We start from the raw sequence: 15,713 nt of genomic DNA, 5'->3' as shown, positions 1-15,713 counted from the left end.
GGCCTGGGCGCAGGCTTGCATGGGGCACGCCGCCGATATGGTGGCGTGCCCCATGCTGTCTGGCTAGGCTCGGGACGTGGCTGATCCCAAGGAAACAAACGAAAAATACAACATCAAGCGCTTTCGTTCCGTCGACAAGGAGAACCCGGACTACGGACAAGCACGTGATTGGCTCCGGGCCGTTGGTTTCGGATTCCACGACGAGCAACGAAGCGATGAACTCATCGACAAGATTCTCGCGATGTACCAAGCGGACAACCGTGAGCTGACGGGCGTTTACGTCAACGACGAGCCTCCGTTGCACGCCCTCAACCCGGGATTTCCGGTGGCGACCTTTGGAACGCTGGAAAACAAGCTGAATGTTGGCTTCGGCCAGGAACTACGGACGCGCCAGATCACCGCTGTCACCGTCCGCGGAACGCATCGGCGCCATGGCATCCTGCGGGGGATGATGACCGCCGATCTCGCCGATGCCAAGGACGATGGCTTCGCCATGGCCGCCCTGACCGCGTCCGAGGCCTCCATCTACGGCCGCTTTGGATTTGGCGTCGCAACCTTCGAGCGGAGCATCAAGGTGGACATCGGTCCGAAATTCCGCATCCGGCACGAGCCCGTTGGCCGGGTGGAAATCGCAGATCCAAGAGTCCTTCTCGAACTCGCGCCCCAGGTTTTCGAACGGGTTCACCGCCGTACGCCGGGGTCTATCGTGAGGCAGGACTCCTACCGTCATCACGTGTCCGGGGCCATGAAGCGCGACGGCAGCGAAGACAAGGCCATCAAATGCGCGCTCCACTACGGACCGGATGCCGCCATTGACGGCTACGTGTCCTACAAGTTCGCCGGTTGGGACACGAAGCCATACACGGTGGAGATCGTGGATCTTGTCGCCGCGACGGACTCCGCATACCTGGAATTGTGGCAATTCCTGGGCAGCATCGATCTCGTCGACCAGGTCTCCTGGCCCGACGCTCCCGTTGAAGACCCCCTCGCGTGGGCGCTCGAGGACGGGCGTTGCGTCACATCTTCCGACTACCGCGACATGTTGTGGTTGCGCGTCCTCGACGTCCCTGCAGCCCTGTCGGCCAGGCGCTACGGCACCGATGGAAGCTTGGTCCTTGAAGTCCGGGATGCGCTCGGTCTTGCGGACGGTACGTGGGAATTGACGTCCGACGGCGTCGTCGTCACCGTCAGGGAGGCGCGTGGCGGGAGCCCGGACCTGAGCATGGACGTCACCGATTTGGGGTCTGTCTATTTGGGTGCCGTCAGTCCTGTAATCTTGGCTTCGGCAGGCCGGATCCGCGAGCACACGCCGGGAGCAGCATTGGCTGCCCAGCACATGTTCGCCGTCGAACGTCCGGCCCATTGCCTGACGCACTTCTAGGCACAACCCGCACGCAGGATCTACAACAGAAGAGGATTCCATGGGGGAATTCCAGCCGGGGAGCCACTCCTTCGGCCCATCAGGGCTGCCGGGCCGGCGGTCCTTGCTGGCGGCTGCCGCCGGACTCGCGATGACCGGACTGGCCGCCTGCGCCCAACAACCGGCAGCGGCGCCGGCGCCTCGCCCCTCATCGGCTTCAACGCCGGTCGTGGAAGAGGTGGGCCAGCATCCGGTCGTGCCCGAAACGCGGCCGGCACCGCCGTCGAAGGCCCAGGTTGTGGCCGAATTCTCCGGGCGCAAGCCCGTCGAATGGGGGCTTGCTGTCGCTGGCGTGGTCTCGAAAACCGCGTCCACGCATGCGGTCTTGACGTTCGACGCTTGCGGTGGCCCCCAGGGCTCGGACTGCGATCAACGCTTGCTCAAGACCCTGCGCAAGCTCAACGTTCCCGCCACGTTGTTCGTCAACGGCCGGTGGATCAAAGCCAACCCAGGGCTGGCGGCCGATCTCGCGGCTGATCCTTTGTTCGAGCTCGGCAACCACGGCTTCCGGCACCAGCCCCTGTCGGTCAGCGGGCGCTCAGCGTACAGCATCCCGGGCACCGCCAATGCGGGCGAAGTGTATGACGAAATCATGGGCAACCAGGAAGCCATGGAGCGGCTCTGCGGCAAAGCCCCCCGCTTCTTCAGGGCGGGAACTGCTTACTACGACGACGTCGCGGCGGCGATCACCAATGCCCTCGGACTGGTCCCCGTGAGCTTCACGGTGAACGGCGACGGCGGCGCGACCTTCCCGGCCCCGACAGTCGCGGGCGAAGTGGGCAAAATCGCTGCAGGACAGGGCGCCGGCCAGATTGTGATCTCGCATTTCAACCAGCCCGCCGGCGGCACCGCGGAGGGATATGCGCGAGCCCTTCCAGTCTTGCTGGACCGTGGCGTGACGTTCGCGCGACTCGGTGACACGCTGCCGCTTTGACCCCCCTTGCGGTGAACGACTAGAATGAACGGGCGCATACTACGTGCGCGCAAATTTACAATCCACAATTCAGGATGACCCGGCGTTTTGCCGTGTCCTGCGGACCGGCGACGGAAAGCGGGCGGTTTGCCTGACCGATTCTCTATCCACAACGGAGCCCCTACTACATGACCATCACCTCCACCGAGAAGCCCGGTACCCCCGTAGTCGCGATCAACGACATCGGTACCGCTGAGGACTTCCTCGCAGCTGTCGACGCCACCATCAAGTACTTCAACGACGGAGACCTCGTCGAAGGTATCGTCGTCAAGGTTGACCGCGACGAAGTTCTGCTCGACATCGGTTACAAGACCGAAGGTGTCATCCCTTCCCGCGAGCTTTCCATCAAGCACGACGTTGACCCCGGGGACGTCGTCTCCGTTGGCGATCAGGTCGAAGCCCTGGTGCTCACCAAGGAAGACAAAGAAGGCCGACTGATCCTCTCCAAGAAGCGTGCTCAGTACGAGCGTGCCTGGGGCGACATCGAGAAGGTCAAGGAAGAAGACGGTGTTGTCACCGGTACCGTCATCGAGGTTGTCAAGGGTGGTCTTATCCTCGACATCGGCCTGCGCGGCTTCCTGCCCGCATCCCTCGTCGAGATGCGCCGCGTCCGCGACCTCGCTCCGTACATCGGTCAGCAGATCGAAGCCAAGATCATCGAGCTGGACAAGAACCGCAACAACGTTGTTCTTTCCCGCCGTGCATGGCTCGAGCAGACCCAGTCCGAGGTTCGCTCCACGTTCCTCAACAAGCTGGAAAAGGGCCAGGTTCGTCCCGGCGTCGTTTCCTCCATCGTCAACTTCGGTGCATTCGTGGACCTTGGCGGCGTAGACGGTCTGGTTCACGTTTCCGAGCTGTCCTGGAAGCACATCGACCACCCGTCCGAGGTTGTTGAGGTTGGCCAGGAAGTCACCGTCGAGGTTCTCGAAGTGGATCTGGACCGCGAGCGCGTGTCCCTGTCCCTCAAGGCGACGCAGGAAGACCCGTGGCAGACCTTCGCCCGCACCCACGCCCTCGGCCAGGTTGTTCCGGGTAAGGTCACCAAGCTGGTTCCGTTCGGTGCGTTCGTTCGCGTCGAAGACGGCATCGAAGGCCTCGTTCACATCTCCGAGCTGGCTGTCCGCCACGTTGAGCTTGCTGAGCAGGTCGTCTCCGTTGGCGACGAGCTCTTCGTCAAGGTCATCGACATCGACCTCGAGCGCCGCCGCATCTCCCTCTCCCTCAAGCAGGCTAACGAGGGCGTTGACGCCGACAGCACCGAGTTCGACCCGGCTCTGTACGGCATGGCCGCTGAGTACGACGAAGAGGGCAACTACAAGTACCCCGAGGGCTTCGACCCCGAGTCGAACGAATGGCTCGAGGGCTACGAGACGCAGCGCGCCGCTTGGGAACAGCAGTACGCTGATGCCCAGGCACGTTGGGAAGCCCACAAGAAGCAGGTTTCCCAGCACGCTGCTGACGACGCCGCTGCTGCCGCTTCCGGCGAGAGCGACTCCGGCACCACCAGCTACTCCTCCGAGCCGGCTGCCACGGAGTCCAACGCGGGCACCCTGGCATCCGACGAGGCCCTCGCCGCTCTGCGCGAGAAGCTGACCGGCAACTAATTGCCACTCGCCCGGAATTCCGGGCCGGGTTAAAGCGGCTCCTGCGATTCGTAAATGAATCGCAGGAGCCGCTTTGTTTAAGCCTGTTTCGCTGCTGCCCAGATTGCTTCTGCCCGGGTTCTCCCCGGGCCGTGCCCCTCGTTCGCAGCAAGGACTGGACATATGCCCACTCCACTATGTCCAACGGTGGTGATCAGGGGAGGGCATGTCCCTGCGAGTGGAAGCTCAGCCTGGTCACTAATCGATAACGATCTATCAGATATGTCCCACCCACTAGTGGGCATGTGGTTCGCTTCTTGGACTGAATAGTCTCGTGAGGATGGGTGTAAACAGACTCATGAACCCCTTGGTTCCTACTTTTCCTGAGGCAGTACTTTCTTTTGCTCCCGCTGGCGTTCCTCTTGCTGGCAGCTCTGGCGCTCATCACTTTCTACGCAATCAAGTTGTTCCGAAAGGCAAGATCGAGGGCGCTCCCGCCTGGCTCACACGGAAACACTGCATCGCAGAATGACCAAAATCTGAAATAGAGCGTTTGCCGGTTCAAGAACTCAATGCAGTGCGATCCGAGTGCCACCCGTGGGACATGCCCCTCGTTGGCAGCAAGGACTGGGCATATTCCTACTATGTCCAGTGGTGGTGGTCAGTAGGGCATGTCCCTGGCGCGGAAGCTCAGGCCTGGACGTCGACCCATTCCGTTCCCCGCATTTGGAGTAGCGAGGCGCCCCCGGTCATGGATGCCAGCCGCTCACCGGCGTCGGCGATTGCGATTGCATCATCAGGCAGGGCCACGCGCAGGATCGCCTCCGAGGGCTCGTAACTTGTTTCGGCCATGACGTAGCCCGCGGAGCGCAGATCGTTTTCAAGCCTTCCGGCCGCGTGGTGGGGCACGGGGATGTCGCAAATCCGCAAGCGGCGTCGCTGAACCAACGGAGCGGAGTCCAGTGCGGCCGAAATTGACTCGGAATAGGCACGGACCAGTCCGCCCGCGCCCAGCAGGATCCCGCCGAAATAGCGCACGACGACGGCACTCACGTCGCTGAGGTCAGTCACCCCGGGCAGTGTCTCGCGTTTGATGAGTGCCTCAAGCATGGGGATGCCGGCTGTACCGGAGGGCTCGCCGTCGTCGTTGGAACGCTGGATGACGCGATCCGGACCGAGGACGAATGCCGAGCAGTGGTGCCGGGCGTCATGGAATTCCTTGCGCAGTTCTGTCACCAAGACGCGCGCGGCGTCCTCGTCCGAGGCGCGGCGCAGCACCGTGATGAAGCGCGAACGCTTGATCTCGAGTTCGTGGCGGAAATCGTCTCCAAGCGCCAACGTTGTGTACGCGGTCGCCCGGCTTTCTTCCTGTTCTGCCACCGACCCAGTCTAGTGTGGAGGGGTGCTGAAGATTGGACTTACCGGCGGGATCGCCTCCGGCAAATCGCTCGTGTCCGCCCGGCTGAGGGAGCTGGGCGCCGTCTTGATTGACGCCGATGCGCTGGCCCGCGAGGTCGTGGAGCCGGGCACGCCGGGCTTGGCGGGCGTCGTGGCCGAGTTCGGTGAAGACATTGTCGACGGCGAAGGGCGCCTTGACCGGGCACGCCTCGGCGCGATTGTGTTCGCTGAGCCGGATCGCCGGGACGCGCTCAACGCGATCATCCATCCGCGCGTCCGGGAGAGGGCTGCCGCGATGCTCGCGACCGCCAAACCGGGAGACATCGTCGTCCAGGATATTCCGCTCCTGGTTGAAACCGGGCAGGGCAGCAGCTTCCACTTGGTGCTGGTCGTCGATGCGTCGGACGACGAGCGGATCCGGCGCATGACGGAGATCCGCGGCATGACAGTCGAGGACGCGGTGTCCCGCATGGCCGCGCAAGCCGGCAGGGACGAACGGTTGGCGGCGGCCGACGTCGTGTTGGACAACTCCGGAAGCGTTCAGGACGTTACGGAGCTCGTGGAAGCCCTATGGGAAGAACGACTGGCGCCGTTTGCCCGCAATCTTGCAGCCGGCCGCCCGGCACCGCGGGCCGGCGGGCCCGTCTTGTCCCCGCCAAACCCCGACTGGCCGGTCCAGGCCGAGCGGCTGCTTGCCAGGATCAGGCGCGCATCTCCGGAGGTCTTGGGCGCAGACCATATCGGTTCGACGTCGGTACCCCGCCTTCCTGCCAAGGACGTCATCGACCTGCAAGTAAATGTGTCCTCGCTGGAAGCCGCGGACCGGATAGCAACGGCCTTGGGCGAGGCCGGTTTCCCGTTGCAGGAGGCCTCCGCCCGTGACACACCCAAGCCGCCGGACCTGGATCCATCGGCATGGCAAAAACGCTTCCATTGCAACGCGGACCCCGGGCGGGCCGCCAATGTCCATGTCCGGGTCCTTGGAAGTCCCGGCTGGCGTTATGCGTTGTTGTTCCGGGATTGGCTTCGTGCCGACCCCGACGCCGTACGTATGTATGCGGACATGAAACAGGAACTTGCCGCGCTGCACGCCGGCGACCACCGGACCTTGGCGTATGCCGAAGCCAAGGAACCCTGGTTCACCGAGGTGGCCTGGCCGCTCATGGATGCCTGGGCCAGGAGCAGCGGGTGGCAGCCGCCGTCGTACTCCGTGGCGCAAGGCTAGGCGGCACGCATGGACGGGAAACGGAGAATCACGCCCCATCTTGAGGCGCAGCGGCTTGGCGCCGTTCGCGCCCTGGCGTGGGCCGGCGTCGTTCTCATGGCCGGGGCTGCGCTGCTGTGGTTCCTGGCCGGCGGCCGCGCGGAGTTCGTCGCCGGGGCGCAGCCGCCGACGTGGCGCGTTCTCGTGCCGGGCGCAGCCTTTTGGCTCGCATGGACCGTCTGGCTTGTGTCCGGCGTGTGGTTCGCCGTGAAGATGTTCCGTTCCATCATGGGACGGCTGGATGACAGTTGGACCCGGCCCGGCGGCGGTGCCGGTTCAAGCGGAAAACGCGGACAGTAACTGTCCGCGGGCGGGGGTACATTGGATTCATGAGTCTTGCCCAGGAGATCAACCGTGTCGTCGCGCCCTTTGAGGTCATTAGCGAATTCAAGCCGGCCGGTGACCAGCCGGCCGCTATCGCGGAGCTGACCGAACGCATCAACAACGGCGAAAAAGACGTCGTGCTGCTCGGCGCCACCGGTACGGGCAAGAGTGCCACGACGGCTTGGTTGATCGAACAGGTGCAGAGGCCCACTTTGGTGATGGTCCAGAACAAGACCTTGGCAGCGCAGCTCGCCAACGAGTTCCGGGAACTGCTGCCCAACAACGCGGTCGAGTATTTCGTTTCGTACTATGACTACTACCAGCCTGAGGCCTACGTCCCCCAGACGGATACCTTCATCGAAAAGGACTCCTCCGTGAACGAGGAGGTGGAGCGGCTGCGGCACTCGGCCACGAATGCGCTGCTGACCCGCCGGGATGTCATCGTTGTGGCAACGGTGTCCTGCATTTACGGCCTCGGCACCCCGGAGGAGTACATCGCCGGAATGGTCACGCTCACCAAGGGCGCCGAAATGAACCGGGACGATCTTCTGCGCAAGTTCGTCGGAATGCAGTACACCCGCAACGACATGGACTTCCACCGCGGCACTTTCCGCGTCCGCGGAGATACCGTGGAAATCATCCCCATGTACGAAGAGCTGGCCCTGCGCATCGAGTTCTTCGGCGACGAGATCGAGAACATTTACACTTTGCATCCGGTCACGGGCGACGTCATCCGCGAGGAAACCGAGATGTACATCTTCCCGGCCTCGCACTATGTCGCTGGGCCGGAACGCATGTCCCGCGCCATCACCGCCATCGAAGGAGAGCTCGCGGAGCGGCTCAAGGTCCTCGAAGGCCAGAACAAGCTGGTGGAGGCCCAGAGGCTTCGCATGCGCACCACCTACGACCTCGAGATGATGCAGCAAATGGGGTTCTGCAACGGCATCGAGAACTACTCACGCCACATCGATGGCCGCGGCTCCGGCACGGCACCGCACTGCCTCATCGACTACTTCCCGGACGACTTCCTGCTGGTCATCGACGAATCCCATGTCACGGTTCCACAAATCGGCGCCATGTACGAGGGCGACATGTCGCGCAAGCGCACCCTCGTGGACCACGGCTTCCGGCTTCCTTCGGCCATGGACAACAGGCCGCTCAAATGGGATGAATTCCTGGAACGGGTGGGCCAGACCGTCTACCTTTCCGCGACCCCCGGCAAGTACGAGCTGGGCAAGGCCGACGGGTCCGTCCAGCAGATCATCCGCCCCACCGGACTGATCGATCCGGAAGTCATCGTGAAGCCGACCAAGGGCCAGATCGACGACCTCCTTGGCGAAATCCGGACGCGCGTCGACCGCGACGAACGCGTGCTGGTCACCACCTTGACCAAGCGCATGGCCGAGGACCTGACCGACTATTTGCTGGGCCACGGGGTCAAGGTCCAATACCTGCACTCCGATGTCGACACCCTCCGGCGCGTGGAGCTGCTCCGCGAACTCCGCATGGGCAGCTTCGACGTCCTGGTGGGCATCAACCTGCTCCGCGAGGGCCTCGACCTGCCCGAAGTGTCGCTCGTCAGCATCCTGGACGCCGACAAGGAAGGTTTCCTCCGCTCGGCCACGTCCCTCATCCAGACCATCGGGCGCGCCGCCCGAAACGTCTCGGGCCAGGTCCACATGTATGCCGACCGGATCACGGACTCGATGGCCAAGGCCATCGAGGAAACCAACCGGCGCCGGGAAATCCAGGTCAAGTACAACACCGACAACGGTGTCGATCCGCAACCGTTGCGCAAGAAGATCGCGGACATCACCGATCAGCTTGCCCGCGAAGACGCCGACACCCGCGAGCTGCTCGCCGCAGCTGGAAAGGGCGGGCGGACCGGCAAGGGCAAGGGCGCTTCGAAGGTCCGGCAAGACGGCCTCGCCGCGGCGCCGGCCGAAGACCTGGTGGGTCTGATCGAACAGTTGACCGAGCAGATGCACGCGGCCGCCGCCGAACTCCAGTTCGAGATCGCAGCGAGGATCCGTGACGAGGTGGGCGACCTCAAGCGCGAACTCCGCCAAATGCAGTCCGCCGGGCACGCCTAGGGTAAAGTTGGGCCTACGTAGGGGAGTATCCCAAGCGCTAGGTCCGTCAACACGCAAGGCACAGACGCCTCGCCGGGCCTAGTGGATCGCCGTTGGAGCGTTGTTTGCCTTTGGGCAGGGAGACGCAGGCAGGTCGGAGAGACTTACGCCGTTTTGGCGTACCTGCGAAAGGCATTTTAGATGCAACTCCCCGCCTGGTTTGAGATCGGCTCTTTCGTCGTTCTCGGAATCATCCTCCTTGTCGACCTTCTCCTGGTGGTCAAGCGTCCGCACGAGCCCTCCATGAAGGAAGCAGGCCTCTGGGTCGCGTTCTACGTGACCCTCGCCCTGGTTTTCGCCGGAGCGATGTTCGCCTTTGCCGGCCCGGAGCATGGCAGCCAGTTCATCGCCGGTTGGGTGACCGAATACAGCCTGAGTATCGACAACCTCTTTGTCTTCATCATCATCATGGCGCGGTTCTCGGTGCCCCGTAAGTACCAGCAGGAAGTGCTCATGGTGGGCATCATCATCGCCCTCGTCCTGCGCGGTATCTTCATTGCCCTTGGTGCTGTGGTGATTGAGCAGTTCAGCTGGGTCTTCTACATCTTCGGCGCGTTCCTGCTGTGGACCGCGTGGAAGCAGGCCACGGACAACGGCGAAGACGAGGAAGACGGCGCCGAAAACCCGCTGATTTCCCGCATCCGCAAAGTTGTCCCGATGTCGGAGAAGTTCGACGGCGGCAAGCTTCGTACCACGGTTGACGGCAAGAAGCTGTTCACGCCCATGCTGATCGTCTTCGTGACCATCGGCATGACGGACCTCTTGTTCGCCGTTGATTCCATCCCGGCCATCTTCGGACTGACGCAGAGCGCCTTCATCGTCTTCACTGCCAACATCTTCGCCCTCATGGGCCTGCGCCAGCTGTACTTCCTCCTTGGCGGCCTCATGACCCGGCTGATCTACCTCAAGCACGCGTTGTCGGTCATCCTCGCGTTCATCGGTGTCAAGCTGGTACTGCACGCCATGCACGTCAACGAACTGCCCTTCATCAACGGCGGCCACCATATTGAATGGGCTCCGGAGATCCCGACCTATGTGTCCCTGGCGGTCATCATCGGCACCATCGTGGTGGCTGTTGTCGCAAGCCTCCTGACCCCGGCCGCCAGCAAGTCCAAACTGGACGCCCGGCTCGAGGAAGACTCCCGCAAGAGCATGAACAAGGTTAGCGGCCACTGACAAATGCGTAACCACTGACAACTGCAGAGCGTTTCTGAGCCCCGGTCGTTGCTATGGCCGGGGCTCAGTTCGTGCCGCGGGCCATTCCCAAGAGCCGGTTGAAGATTCCTTCCCCGTCTTCGCCGATCCCGTCGTGATGAAAGTCCCCTGTGGTCCAGGCCTGGAGTCCTCGCACGGCCGCTGCGGTTTCCATGGATAGCTGGAAGTCCACGTAGATGTCGTCGCGGTACACGGCGGCCGCGACGGGCACAGTGTTCGCGTTCAGTCGCGACACATCGTAGAGCGGCTTCCAGTCTTGCTTGCAGGCCAACAGCCCGGCTACTTCCTGCAGGGGTACAAGCGCAGGATCCTGTTCGAAATACCAGGGGTAGACCATTTCGCCCGTCAGGAACGGTTCTGCGGCGTCGGGATGGAACCCGGGGAATTCGGCGCGCACCCGCCACGCCGCCCAGTCGGTGGCCTGCCCCTGGCCGTAGATGGACTCGTGCAAGACCGCGTACAGGGGATTCGATGCCCGGGAAACGAGCCCGTGGACCTGTTCCAGAAACGCATCGGAGAGGCGGTCTCCCTCCCGGGAAGGCACGAAGGCATCCTCGAGGAGGGTGTGCAGGGCATCCACACGGGCGTTCCCGCCCAGGAACGATCCCACCATTTGGAAGCGTTCCGTGGTGAGGCGCTCCCCGCTGGGCAGCCGCTCCTTCGTGGATTCCAGATGCCGCGCAATCCGGGTGACTAGCTTGCGGTCCTCCGGATACCGCGCGAAGTATTCCGCGTTTCGTTCCGCAACCCGTTGGAAAGTGGCCCGGTAGACGCGCTCGGCCGGACCTTTCAACGGCGCCAGCCCTCCCGTAATGAGGACTTCGCTCAAACCTTCCGGAGCGAAGGACAGGTAAGTCAGCGCGCAGAAACCGCCGAAGCTCTGGCCAAGGACAGTCCAAGGCTCCGAGCCCAAGGTCTTCCGGATGAGTTCGGCGTCGGCCACGATCGAGTCCGCCCGGAAATGGGTGAGGTAGTCAGCCTGCGCCGCGGCATCGCCGCGGAGCGGCAAGGTATTGCGGTCCGCAGGGGTGGACAGGCCCGTGCCCCGTTGATCCAGCATCAGGATGCGGAAACTCCTTGCGGCGGCCTTCATCCAGCCGGACAGGGTCGTGGTCCGGGTTCCGCGTCCGCCGGGCCCGCCTTGGAGGTAGAGCAGCCACGGCAGCCGGGCTGCGTCTTCCTCCGGGTGCTCGGTGGAGACGAACTCCCGGGCGAAGACGCTGATCGTTTCAGCGGTGCCAGGAGCGTCCGCGGACGCCCAATGGTCGAGGGGGACAGTGAAGAAGTGTTCGGCGGTGCGGACTCCCCTGAATTCGTGCTGTGCCCGGATGGTGTGCGCCCCTTGCATAACCGCTTGCCCTCCGGCGCGCCCAACCATGCGTTCAACCACCCGCTCAGCCACGAGCCATGACCTTGTCGCTGCCGAAGGCACCCAGGGCTTCGCCGGTCAGCCGGAACGTGGACCAGCCGTCCATGGGCACGGCACCGAGGCTGCGGTAGAAGTTGATGGACGGTTCGTTCCAGTCCAGGACGCTCCATTCCACCCGCGCATAGCCGCGTTCGATGGCGGTGGCGGCTAGATGCTGCAGGAGCGCCTTCCCATGGCCCTCGCCCCGCGCATCGGGCGTGACGTAGAGGTCCTCGAGATAGATGCCGTGGACGCCTTCCCACGTGGAGTAGTTCAGGAACCACAAGGCGAATCCCTGGACGTCTCCTGCCGCGTTTTCCGCCATGTGCGCGTATACCCGCGGATGCTCGCCGAACAAGGCCTCGGAGAGCATTTCCGGCGTGTTCTTCACGGCGTCGGGCTCTTTTTCGTAGACCGCAAGCTCGTGGATCATCTGCAGGATCGCGGGGACGTCGGACACTGTGGCAGGGCGGATAACACTCATGATTCGAGCTTACTAGGCGCCTAGAGGCGGTTGACCGAGGTCACCTTGACCACTGCGGTGCCGCTCTCGTCCGAGGCTGCCAGGTCCACTTCGGCGGAAACGCCCCAGTCATGGTTGCGGGCCGGGTCATCGAAAATCTGCCGCACCCGCCAGATGCCGGGTTCCTCCGTGATCATGAGGAGTCCCGGGCCCCGGGCGTCGGGGCCGGTTCCGATGTCGTCGTGTTCGTCGAAGTAGTCGTCCAGAGCGTCTTCCCAGCGCTCCCCATCCCAGCCGCTGCCGGCGTCGAGCTCGCCCAAGGCGGCCGCGTCTTCGTCCGCGAACAACTCAACGCGCCGGAACATTTCGTTGCGCACCATGACCCGGAAGGCGCGGATGTTGGACGTGAGCGACGGCGGGGGAGGAGGCGGAGCGTCGTGCGGCGTCGGAGCCACCCCGGAGGTGAGCTCTTCCCACTCGTCGAGCAGGCTGGAGTCGACTTGGCGGACCAGTTCACCCAGCCAGGCGATGAGGTCCTCGAGGTCTTCGCGGAGCGAGTCCTGGGGGACTGTCTGGCGCAGGGCCTTGAAGCCATCGGCCAAGTACCGCAGCACGATCCCCTCGGAGCGGGCCAGTCCGTAGAACTGGACGAACTCACCGAAATTCATGGCGCGCTCGTACATGTCCCGGACCACCGACTTCGGAGCCAGCTCAAAGTCGCCCACCCATGGTGCGGCCTTGCGATACACCTCGAACGCTTCGCCGAGGATCTCCGCGAGAGGCTGCGGGTAGCTGACCGCTTCGAGCATCGCCATGCGCTGGTCGTAATCAATGCCATCGGCCTTCATCGCGGCGACGGCCTCGCCCCGTGCCTTCTTCTGCTGCGCAGAGAGGATCTGCCGGGGCTTCTCAAGGGTCGCTTCGATCACGGACACGACGTCCAAGGCGTACGACGGCGACTCCGGATCCAGGAGCTCGAGCGCGGCAAGGGCAAATGGTGAAAGCGGCTGGTTCAGGGCGAAGTTGGCTTGCAGGTGAACGGTCAGCCGGACGGATCGGCCTTCTTTCTCCTGCTCGGCCTCGGGAATGCGTTCAACCACTCCGGCCGCCAACAGCTCGCGGTAGATACTCAGGGCCTTCTTCATGAGCTGCAGTTGGGCGGGCCGCGCCTCGTGGTTTTCGGTGAGGAGACGGCGGGCAGCGGCGAACGGGTCGCCGGGGCGCTCCATCAAGTTGAGCAGCATTGCATGCGTCACGGTGAAACTCGAGGTCAACGGGTCCGGTACGGACTCCACCAAACGGGTGAAGGTGGGCTGCCCCCACGAGACGAAGCCTTCCGGCGGCTTCTTCCGCACGACTTGCCGCAGTTTCTTCTGGTCGTCACCGAACTTCGCAGTGGCCTTTGCCATCGCCTTCGCGTTCTCCACCACGTGTTCGGGGGCCTGCACCACAACTGTTCCGGCAGTGTCGTAGCCCGCGCGGCCCGCACGGCCGGCGATCTGATGGAATTCCCGGGAGTTCAGCAGGCGGGTGCGGACGCCGTCGTACTTGCTGAGGGCAGTCAGGAGGACGGTGCGGATGGGAACGTTGATCCCGACGCCGAGCGTGTCGGTGCCGCAGATGACTTTCAGGAGTCCTGCTTGCGCCAATTGCTCCACGAGGCGGCGGTACTTGGGCAGCATGCCGGCATGATGGACGCCGATGCCGTGGCGGACCAGCCGGTTGAGGGTTTTGCCGAAGCCGGCGGCGAACCGGAAACCGGCAATCAGCTCGGCAATCTTGTCTTTCTCCTCGCGCGTGCACATGTTGACGCTCATGAGGTTCTGGGCCCGCTCGATGGCCTCGACCTGGCTGAAATGCACCACATACACGGGAACCTGCTTGGTGCTCAGCAGTTCCTCGAGGGTTTCGTGGACCGGCGTTTCCTGGAAGTAGTAGTGCAACGGGATGGGCCGTTCGGCCGAACTGACGGTCGTAGTGGACCGTCCGGTGAGTTCGCTCAGGCCGGTTTCGAAACGGCTGACGTCTCCCAGGGTGGCCGACATCAACAGGAACTGGGCCTGGGGGAGTTCCAGGAGCGGCACTTGCCACGCCCAACCGCGCTGGGGATCGGAGTAGAAGTGGAATTCGTCCATGATGACCGTGCCAAGCTCGGCTTCCTTGCCTTCGCGCAAAGCGATGTTGGCGAGGATTTCGGCGGTGCAGCAAATGATCGGGGCATCCTGGTTGACTCCGGAATCACCGGTGATCATGCCAACGTTCTCGGCTCCGAAAATGTCGCAGAGGGCGAAGAACTTCTCGGAGACCAAGGCCTTGATGGGGGCGGTGTAGTAGCTGCGCAAGCCGCGGGACATCGCCTCGAAGTGAGCGGCGATCGCCACAAGGGACTTCCCGGAACCGGTGGGGGTTGCCAGGATGACGTTGGAGCCGGACGCGAGTTCCATGATGGCCTCGTCCTGGGCGGGGTAGAGCTGAAGCCCGCGGCTCTCCGTCCATTCGACGAAGCGTGTGTAGATTTCGTCCGGGTCGACGCGTCCGCTGCCCGATCCGGCGTTGGAGGTTCCAGCGTTGGAGGTTACCGGGAGCTGCTCAAGAAGTTTCATTGCCTTCCAGCTTAGTGTGGGTGGAGCAGACCACGGAGACCGACGATGGAGGAAGCAGTGAAGTGGGATCCAGCCAAGTACGTCGAGTTCGGCAATCACCGCGACCGGCCGTTTTTTGATCTGACGTCGGGAATTCTGGCGGACGATCCGCGGCACGTCGTGGATCTCGGCTGCGGTCCGGGGAAGTTGACGGCGACCCTCGCGACGCGATGGCCCGGCGCCGTCGTCGTCGGGCTGGACTCCTCAGCCGAAATGCTGGCCAGAGCCCAAGTCCTCACTGGCGCGCAACCAGGTCTTTCGTTCGTCCGCAGGGACATTGCCGAGTGGACGCCGGAAGCGGACACCGACGTCGTGGTCAGCAACGCGGCACTGCAATGGGTGCCGGGTCACTTGACGATGCTCGCCGCGTGGCTCGAAGCGCTGAAACCGGGAGCATGGTTTGCGCTCCAGGTCCCCGGAAATTTCGGTGCGCCTTCCCACGTGCTCATGCGCGAGCTGGCCGGTTCGGCGGAATGGTCCGGAAAGCTGTCCGGTGTGCTCCGCCATGACGAGGCTGTCGGGGAGCCGGCCGACTACCTGCGGATCATGCTCGACGCCGGATGCGACGCCGACGCTTGGGAAACCACTTACCAGCAACTTCTGCCGGGAGCCGATCCCGTGCTGGAGTGGGTGCGGGGCACCGGCCTGCGTCCGGTGCTCGCAGCCCTTCCCGAAGACGAAGCGCGCGCCTTCGAAAAGCAATACGCAGCCGCGCTCCGCGAGGCCTATCCACGGGACCGGCATGGGACCGTGTTTGCCTTCCGCCGGATTTTTGCGGTGGCACAAAAGCGGGGTTGAGCGGACCCAAGTCCACAGGGCCCTGGAAGTGCCGCCATTACAAGGTTTCGCACTGTGATCTGAACTACAATGGCAACGCGATCGCGGTGCGGC

12 protein-coding genes are annotated in these 15,713 nt (G+C 63.5%); 8 read left to right on the top strand and 4 right to left on the bottom strand.

The genetic code is table 11. The features are described from left to right. Window positions 1-76 precede the first annotated feature (76 nt). From AB4Z38_RS10930 to rpsA, 3 genes are all read left to right on the top strand, one after another. Window positions 77-1,381 carry a GNAT family N-acetyltransferase gene (locus tag AB4Z38_RS10930; RefSeq protein ID WP_441429720.1) on the top strand — a complete coding sequence of 435 codons (1,305 nt, stop codon included), beginning with the start codon at window positions 77-79 and terminating at the stop codon, window positions 1,379-1,381. A gap of 40 nt (window positions 1,382-1,421) precedes the next feature. Then, the gene (locus AB4Z38_RS10925) at window positions 1,422-2,354 is read left to right on the top strand and encodes a polysaccharide deacetylase family protein (protein WP_441429719.1); all 933 of its coding nucleotides are present in this window, start codon (window positions 1,422-1,424) and stop codon (window positions 2,352-2,354) included. Between the two features lie 167 nt (window positions 2,355-2,521). Continuing rightward, a complete protein-coding gene (rpsA, locus tag AB4Z38_RS10920; RefSeq protein WP_184735405.1) occupies window positions 2,522-3,997 on the top strand; it encodes a 30S ribosomal protein S1 in 1,476 nt (491 codons plus the stop codon). Between the two features lie 669 nt (window positions 3,998-4,666). Here rpsA and AB4Z38_RS10915 read toward each other — a convergent pair. Next, window positions 4,667-5,356 (bottom strand): IMPACT family protein, encoded by a 690-nt coding sequence (locus AB4Z38_RS10915; protein ID WP_441429718.1) that lies wholly within the window; start codon window positions 5,354-5,356, stop codon window positions 4,667-4,669. Window positions 5,357-5,378: 22 nt separating this feature from the next. On the opposite strand from AB4Z38_RS10915, the gene coaE reads away from it, so the two are divergent. From coaE to AB4Z38_RS10895, 4 genes are all read left to right on the top strand, one after another. Then, window positions 5,379-6,599, top strand: a complete 1,221-nt coding sequence (gene coaE, locus AB4Z38_RS10910) for a dephospho-CoA kinase (RefSeq protein ID WP_441429717.1) — start codon at window positions 5,379-5,381, stop codon at window positions 6,597-6,599. 9 nt (window positions 6,600-6,608) lie between these two features. After that, on the top strand, window positions 6,609-6,938 hold the full coding sequence (locus AB4Z38_RS10905) for a hypothetical protein (protein ID WP_441429716.1): 330 nt from the start codon (window positions 6,609-6,611) through the stop codon (window positions 6,936-6,938). A gap of 29 nt (window positions 6,939-6,967) precedes the next feature. Next, window positions 6,968-9,055 (top strand): excinuclease ABC subunit UvrB, encoded by a 2,088-nt coding sequence (gene uvrB / locus AB4Z38_RS10900; RefSeq protein ID WP_441429715.1) that lies wholly within the window; start codon window positions 6,968-6,970, stop codon window positions 9,053-9,055. A 180-nt stretch (window positions 9,056-9,235) separates the two neighbouring features. Next, on the top strand, window positions 9,236-10,270 hold the full coding sequence (locus AB4Z38_RS10895; protein ID WP_441429714.1) for a TerC family protein: 1,035 nt from the start codon (window positions 9,236-9,238) through the stop codon (window positions 10,268-10,270). 64 nt (window positions 10,271-10,334) lie between these two features. On the opposite strand, the gene AB4Z38_RS10890 is transcribed toward AB4Z38_RS10895, so the two are convergent. The 3 genes from AB4Z38_RS10890 to AB4Z38_RS10880 are packed head-to-tail and all read right to left on the bottom strand — an operon-like array spanning window position 10,335 to window position 14,783. Beyond that, window positions 10,335-11,687 carry an alpha/beta fold hydrolase gene (locus tag AB4Z38_RS10890; protein WP_441429767.1) on the bottom strand — a complete coding sequence of 451 codons (1,353 nt, stop codon included), beginning with the start codon at window positions 11,685-11,687 and terminating at the stop codon, window positions 10,335-10,337. A gap of 16 nt (window positions 11,688-11,703) precedes the next feature. After that, complete coding sequence (locus AB4Z38_RS10885; RefSeq protein WP_441429713.1) at window positions 11,704-12,201, bottom strand: GNAT family N-acetyltransferase; 498 nt, start codon at window positions 12,199-12,201, stop codon at window positions 11,704-11,706. Window positions 12,202-12,221: 20 nt separating this feature from the next. Further along, the gene (locus tag AB4Z38_RS10880) at window positions 12,222-14,783 is read right to left on the bottom strand and encodes a DEAD/DEAH box helicase (RefSeq protein ID WP_441429712.1); all 2,562 of its coding nucleotides are present in this window, start codon (window positions 14,781-14,783) and stop codon (window positions 12,222-12,224) included. Window positions 14,784-14,840: 57 nt separating this feature from the next. Between AB4Z38_RS10880 and AB4Z38_RS10875 the strand changes: the two genes are divergently transcribed. Continuing rightward, window positions 14,841-15,620: a trans-aconitate 2-methyltransferase gene (locus tag AB4Z38_RS10875; RefSeq protein ID WP_441429711.1), complete on the top strand. Its 780-nt coding sequence runs from the start codon at window positions 14,841-14,843 to the stop codon at window positions 15,618-15,620. Window positions 15,621-15,713: the final 93 nt, after the last annotated feature.

The organism is Arthrobacter sp. 2RAF6 (genome assembly GCF_052115205.1).
In the GTDB taxonomy this organism is placed as follows: domain Bacteria; phylum Actinomycetota; class Actinomycetes; order Actinomycetales; family Micrococcaceae; genus Arthrobacter.
The sequence above is the reverse complement of the archived record's forward strand: the minus strand, read 5'-3'. Positions and strand labels throughout refer to the sequence as shown.

Bases quoted from the DNA above. Each gene is read 5' to 3' on its own strand.
- AB4Z38_RS10890 (WP_441429767.1), bottom strand. From the start codon at position 11,687: ATGGTTGGGCGCGCCGGAGGGCAAGCGGTTATGCAAGGGGCGCACACC.
- AB4Z38_RS10885 (WP_441429713.1), bottom strand. From the start codon at position 12,201: ATGAGTGTTATCCGCCCTGCCACAGTGTCCGACGTCCCCGCGATCCTG.
- AB4Z38_RS10925 (WP_441429719.1), top strand. From the start codon at position 1,422: ATGGGGGAATTCCAGCCGGGGAGCCACTCCTTCGGCCCATCAGGGCTG.
- AB4Z38_RS10895 (WP_441429714.1), top strand. From the start codon at position 9,236: ATGCAACTCCCCGCCTGGTTTGAGATCGGCTCTTTCGTCGTTCTCGGA.
- rpsA (WP_184735405.1), top strand. From the start codon at position 2,522: ATGACCATCACCTCCACCGAGAAGCCCGGTACCCCCGTAGTCGCGATC.
- uvrB (WP_441429715.1), top strand. From the start codon at position 6,968: ATGAGTCTTGCCCAGGAGATCAACCGTGTCGTCGCGCCCTTTGAGGTC.
- AB4Z38_RS10905 (WP_441429716.1), top strand. From the start codon at position 6,609: ATGGACGGGAAACGGAGAATCACGCCCCATCTTGAGGCGCAGCGGCTT.
- AB4Z38_RS10880 (WP_441429712.1), bottom strand. From the start codon at position 14,783: ATGAAACTTCTTGAGCAGCTCCCGGTAACCTCCAACGCTGGAACCTCC.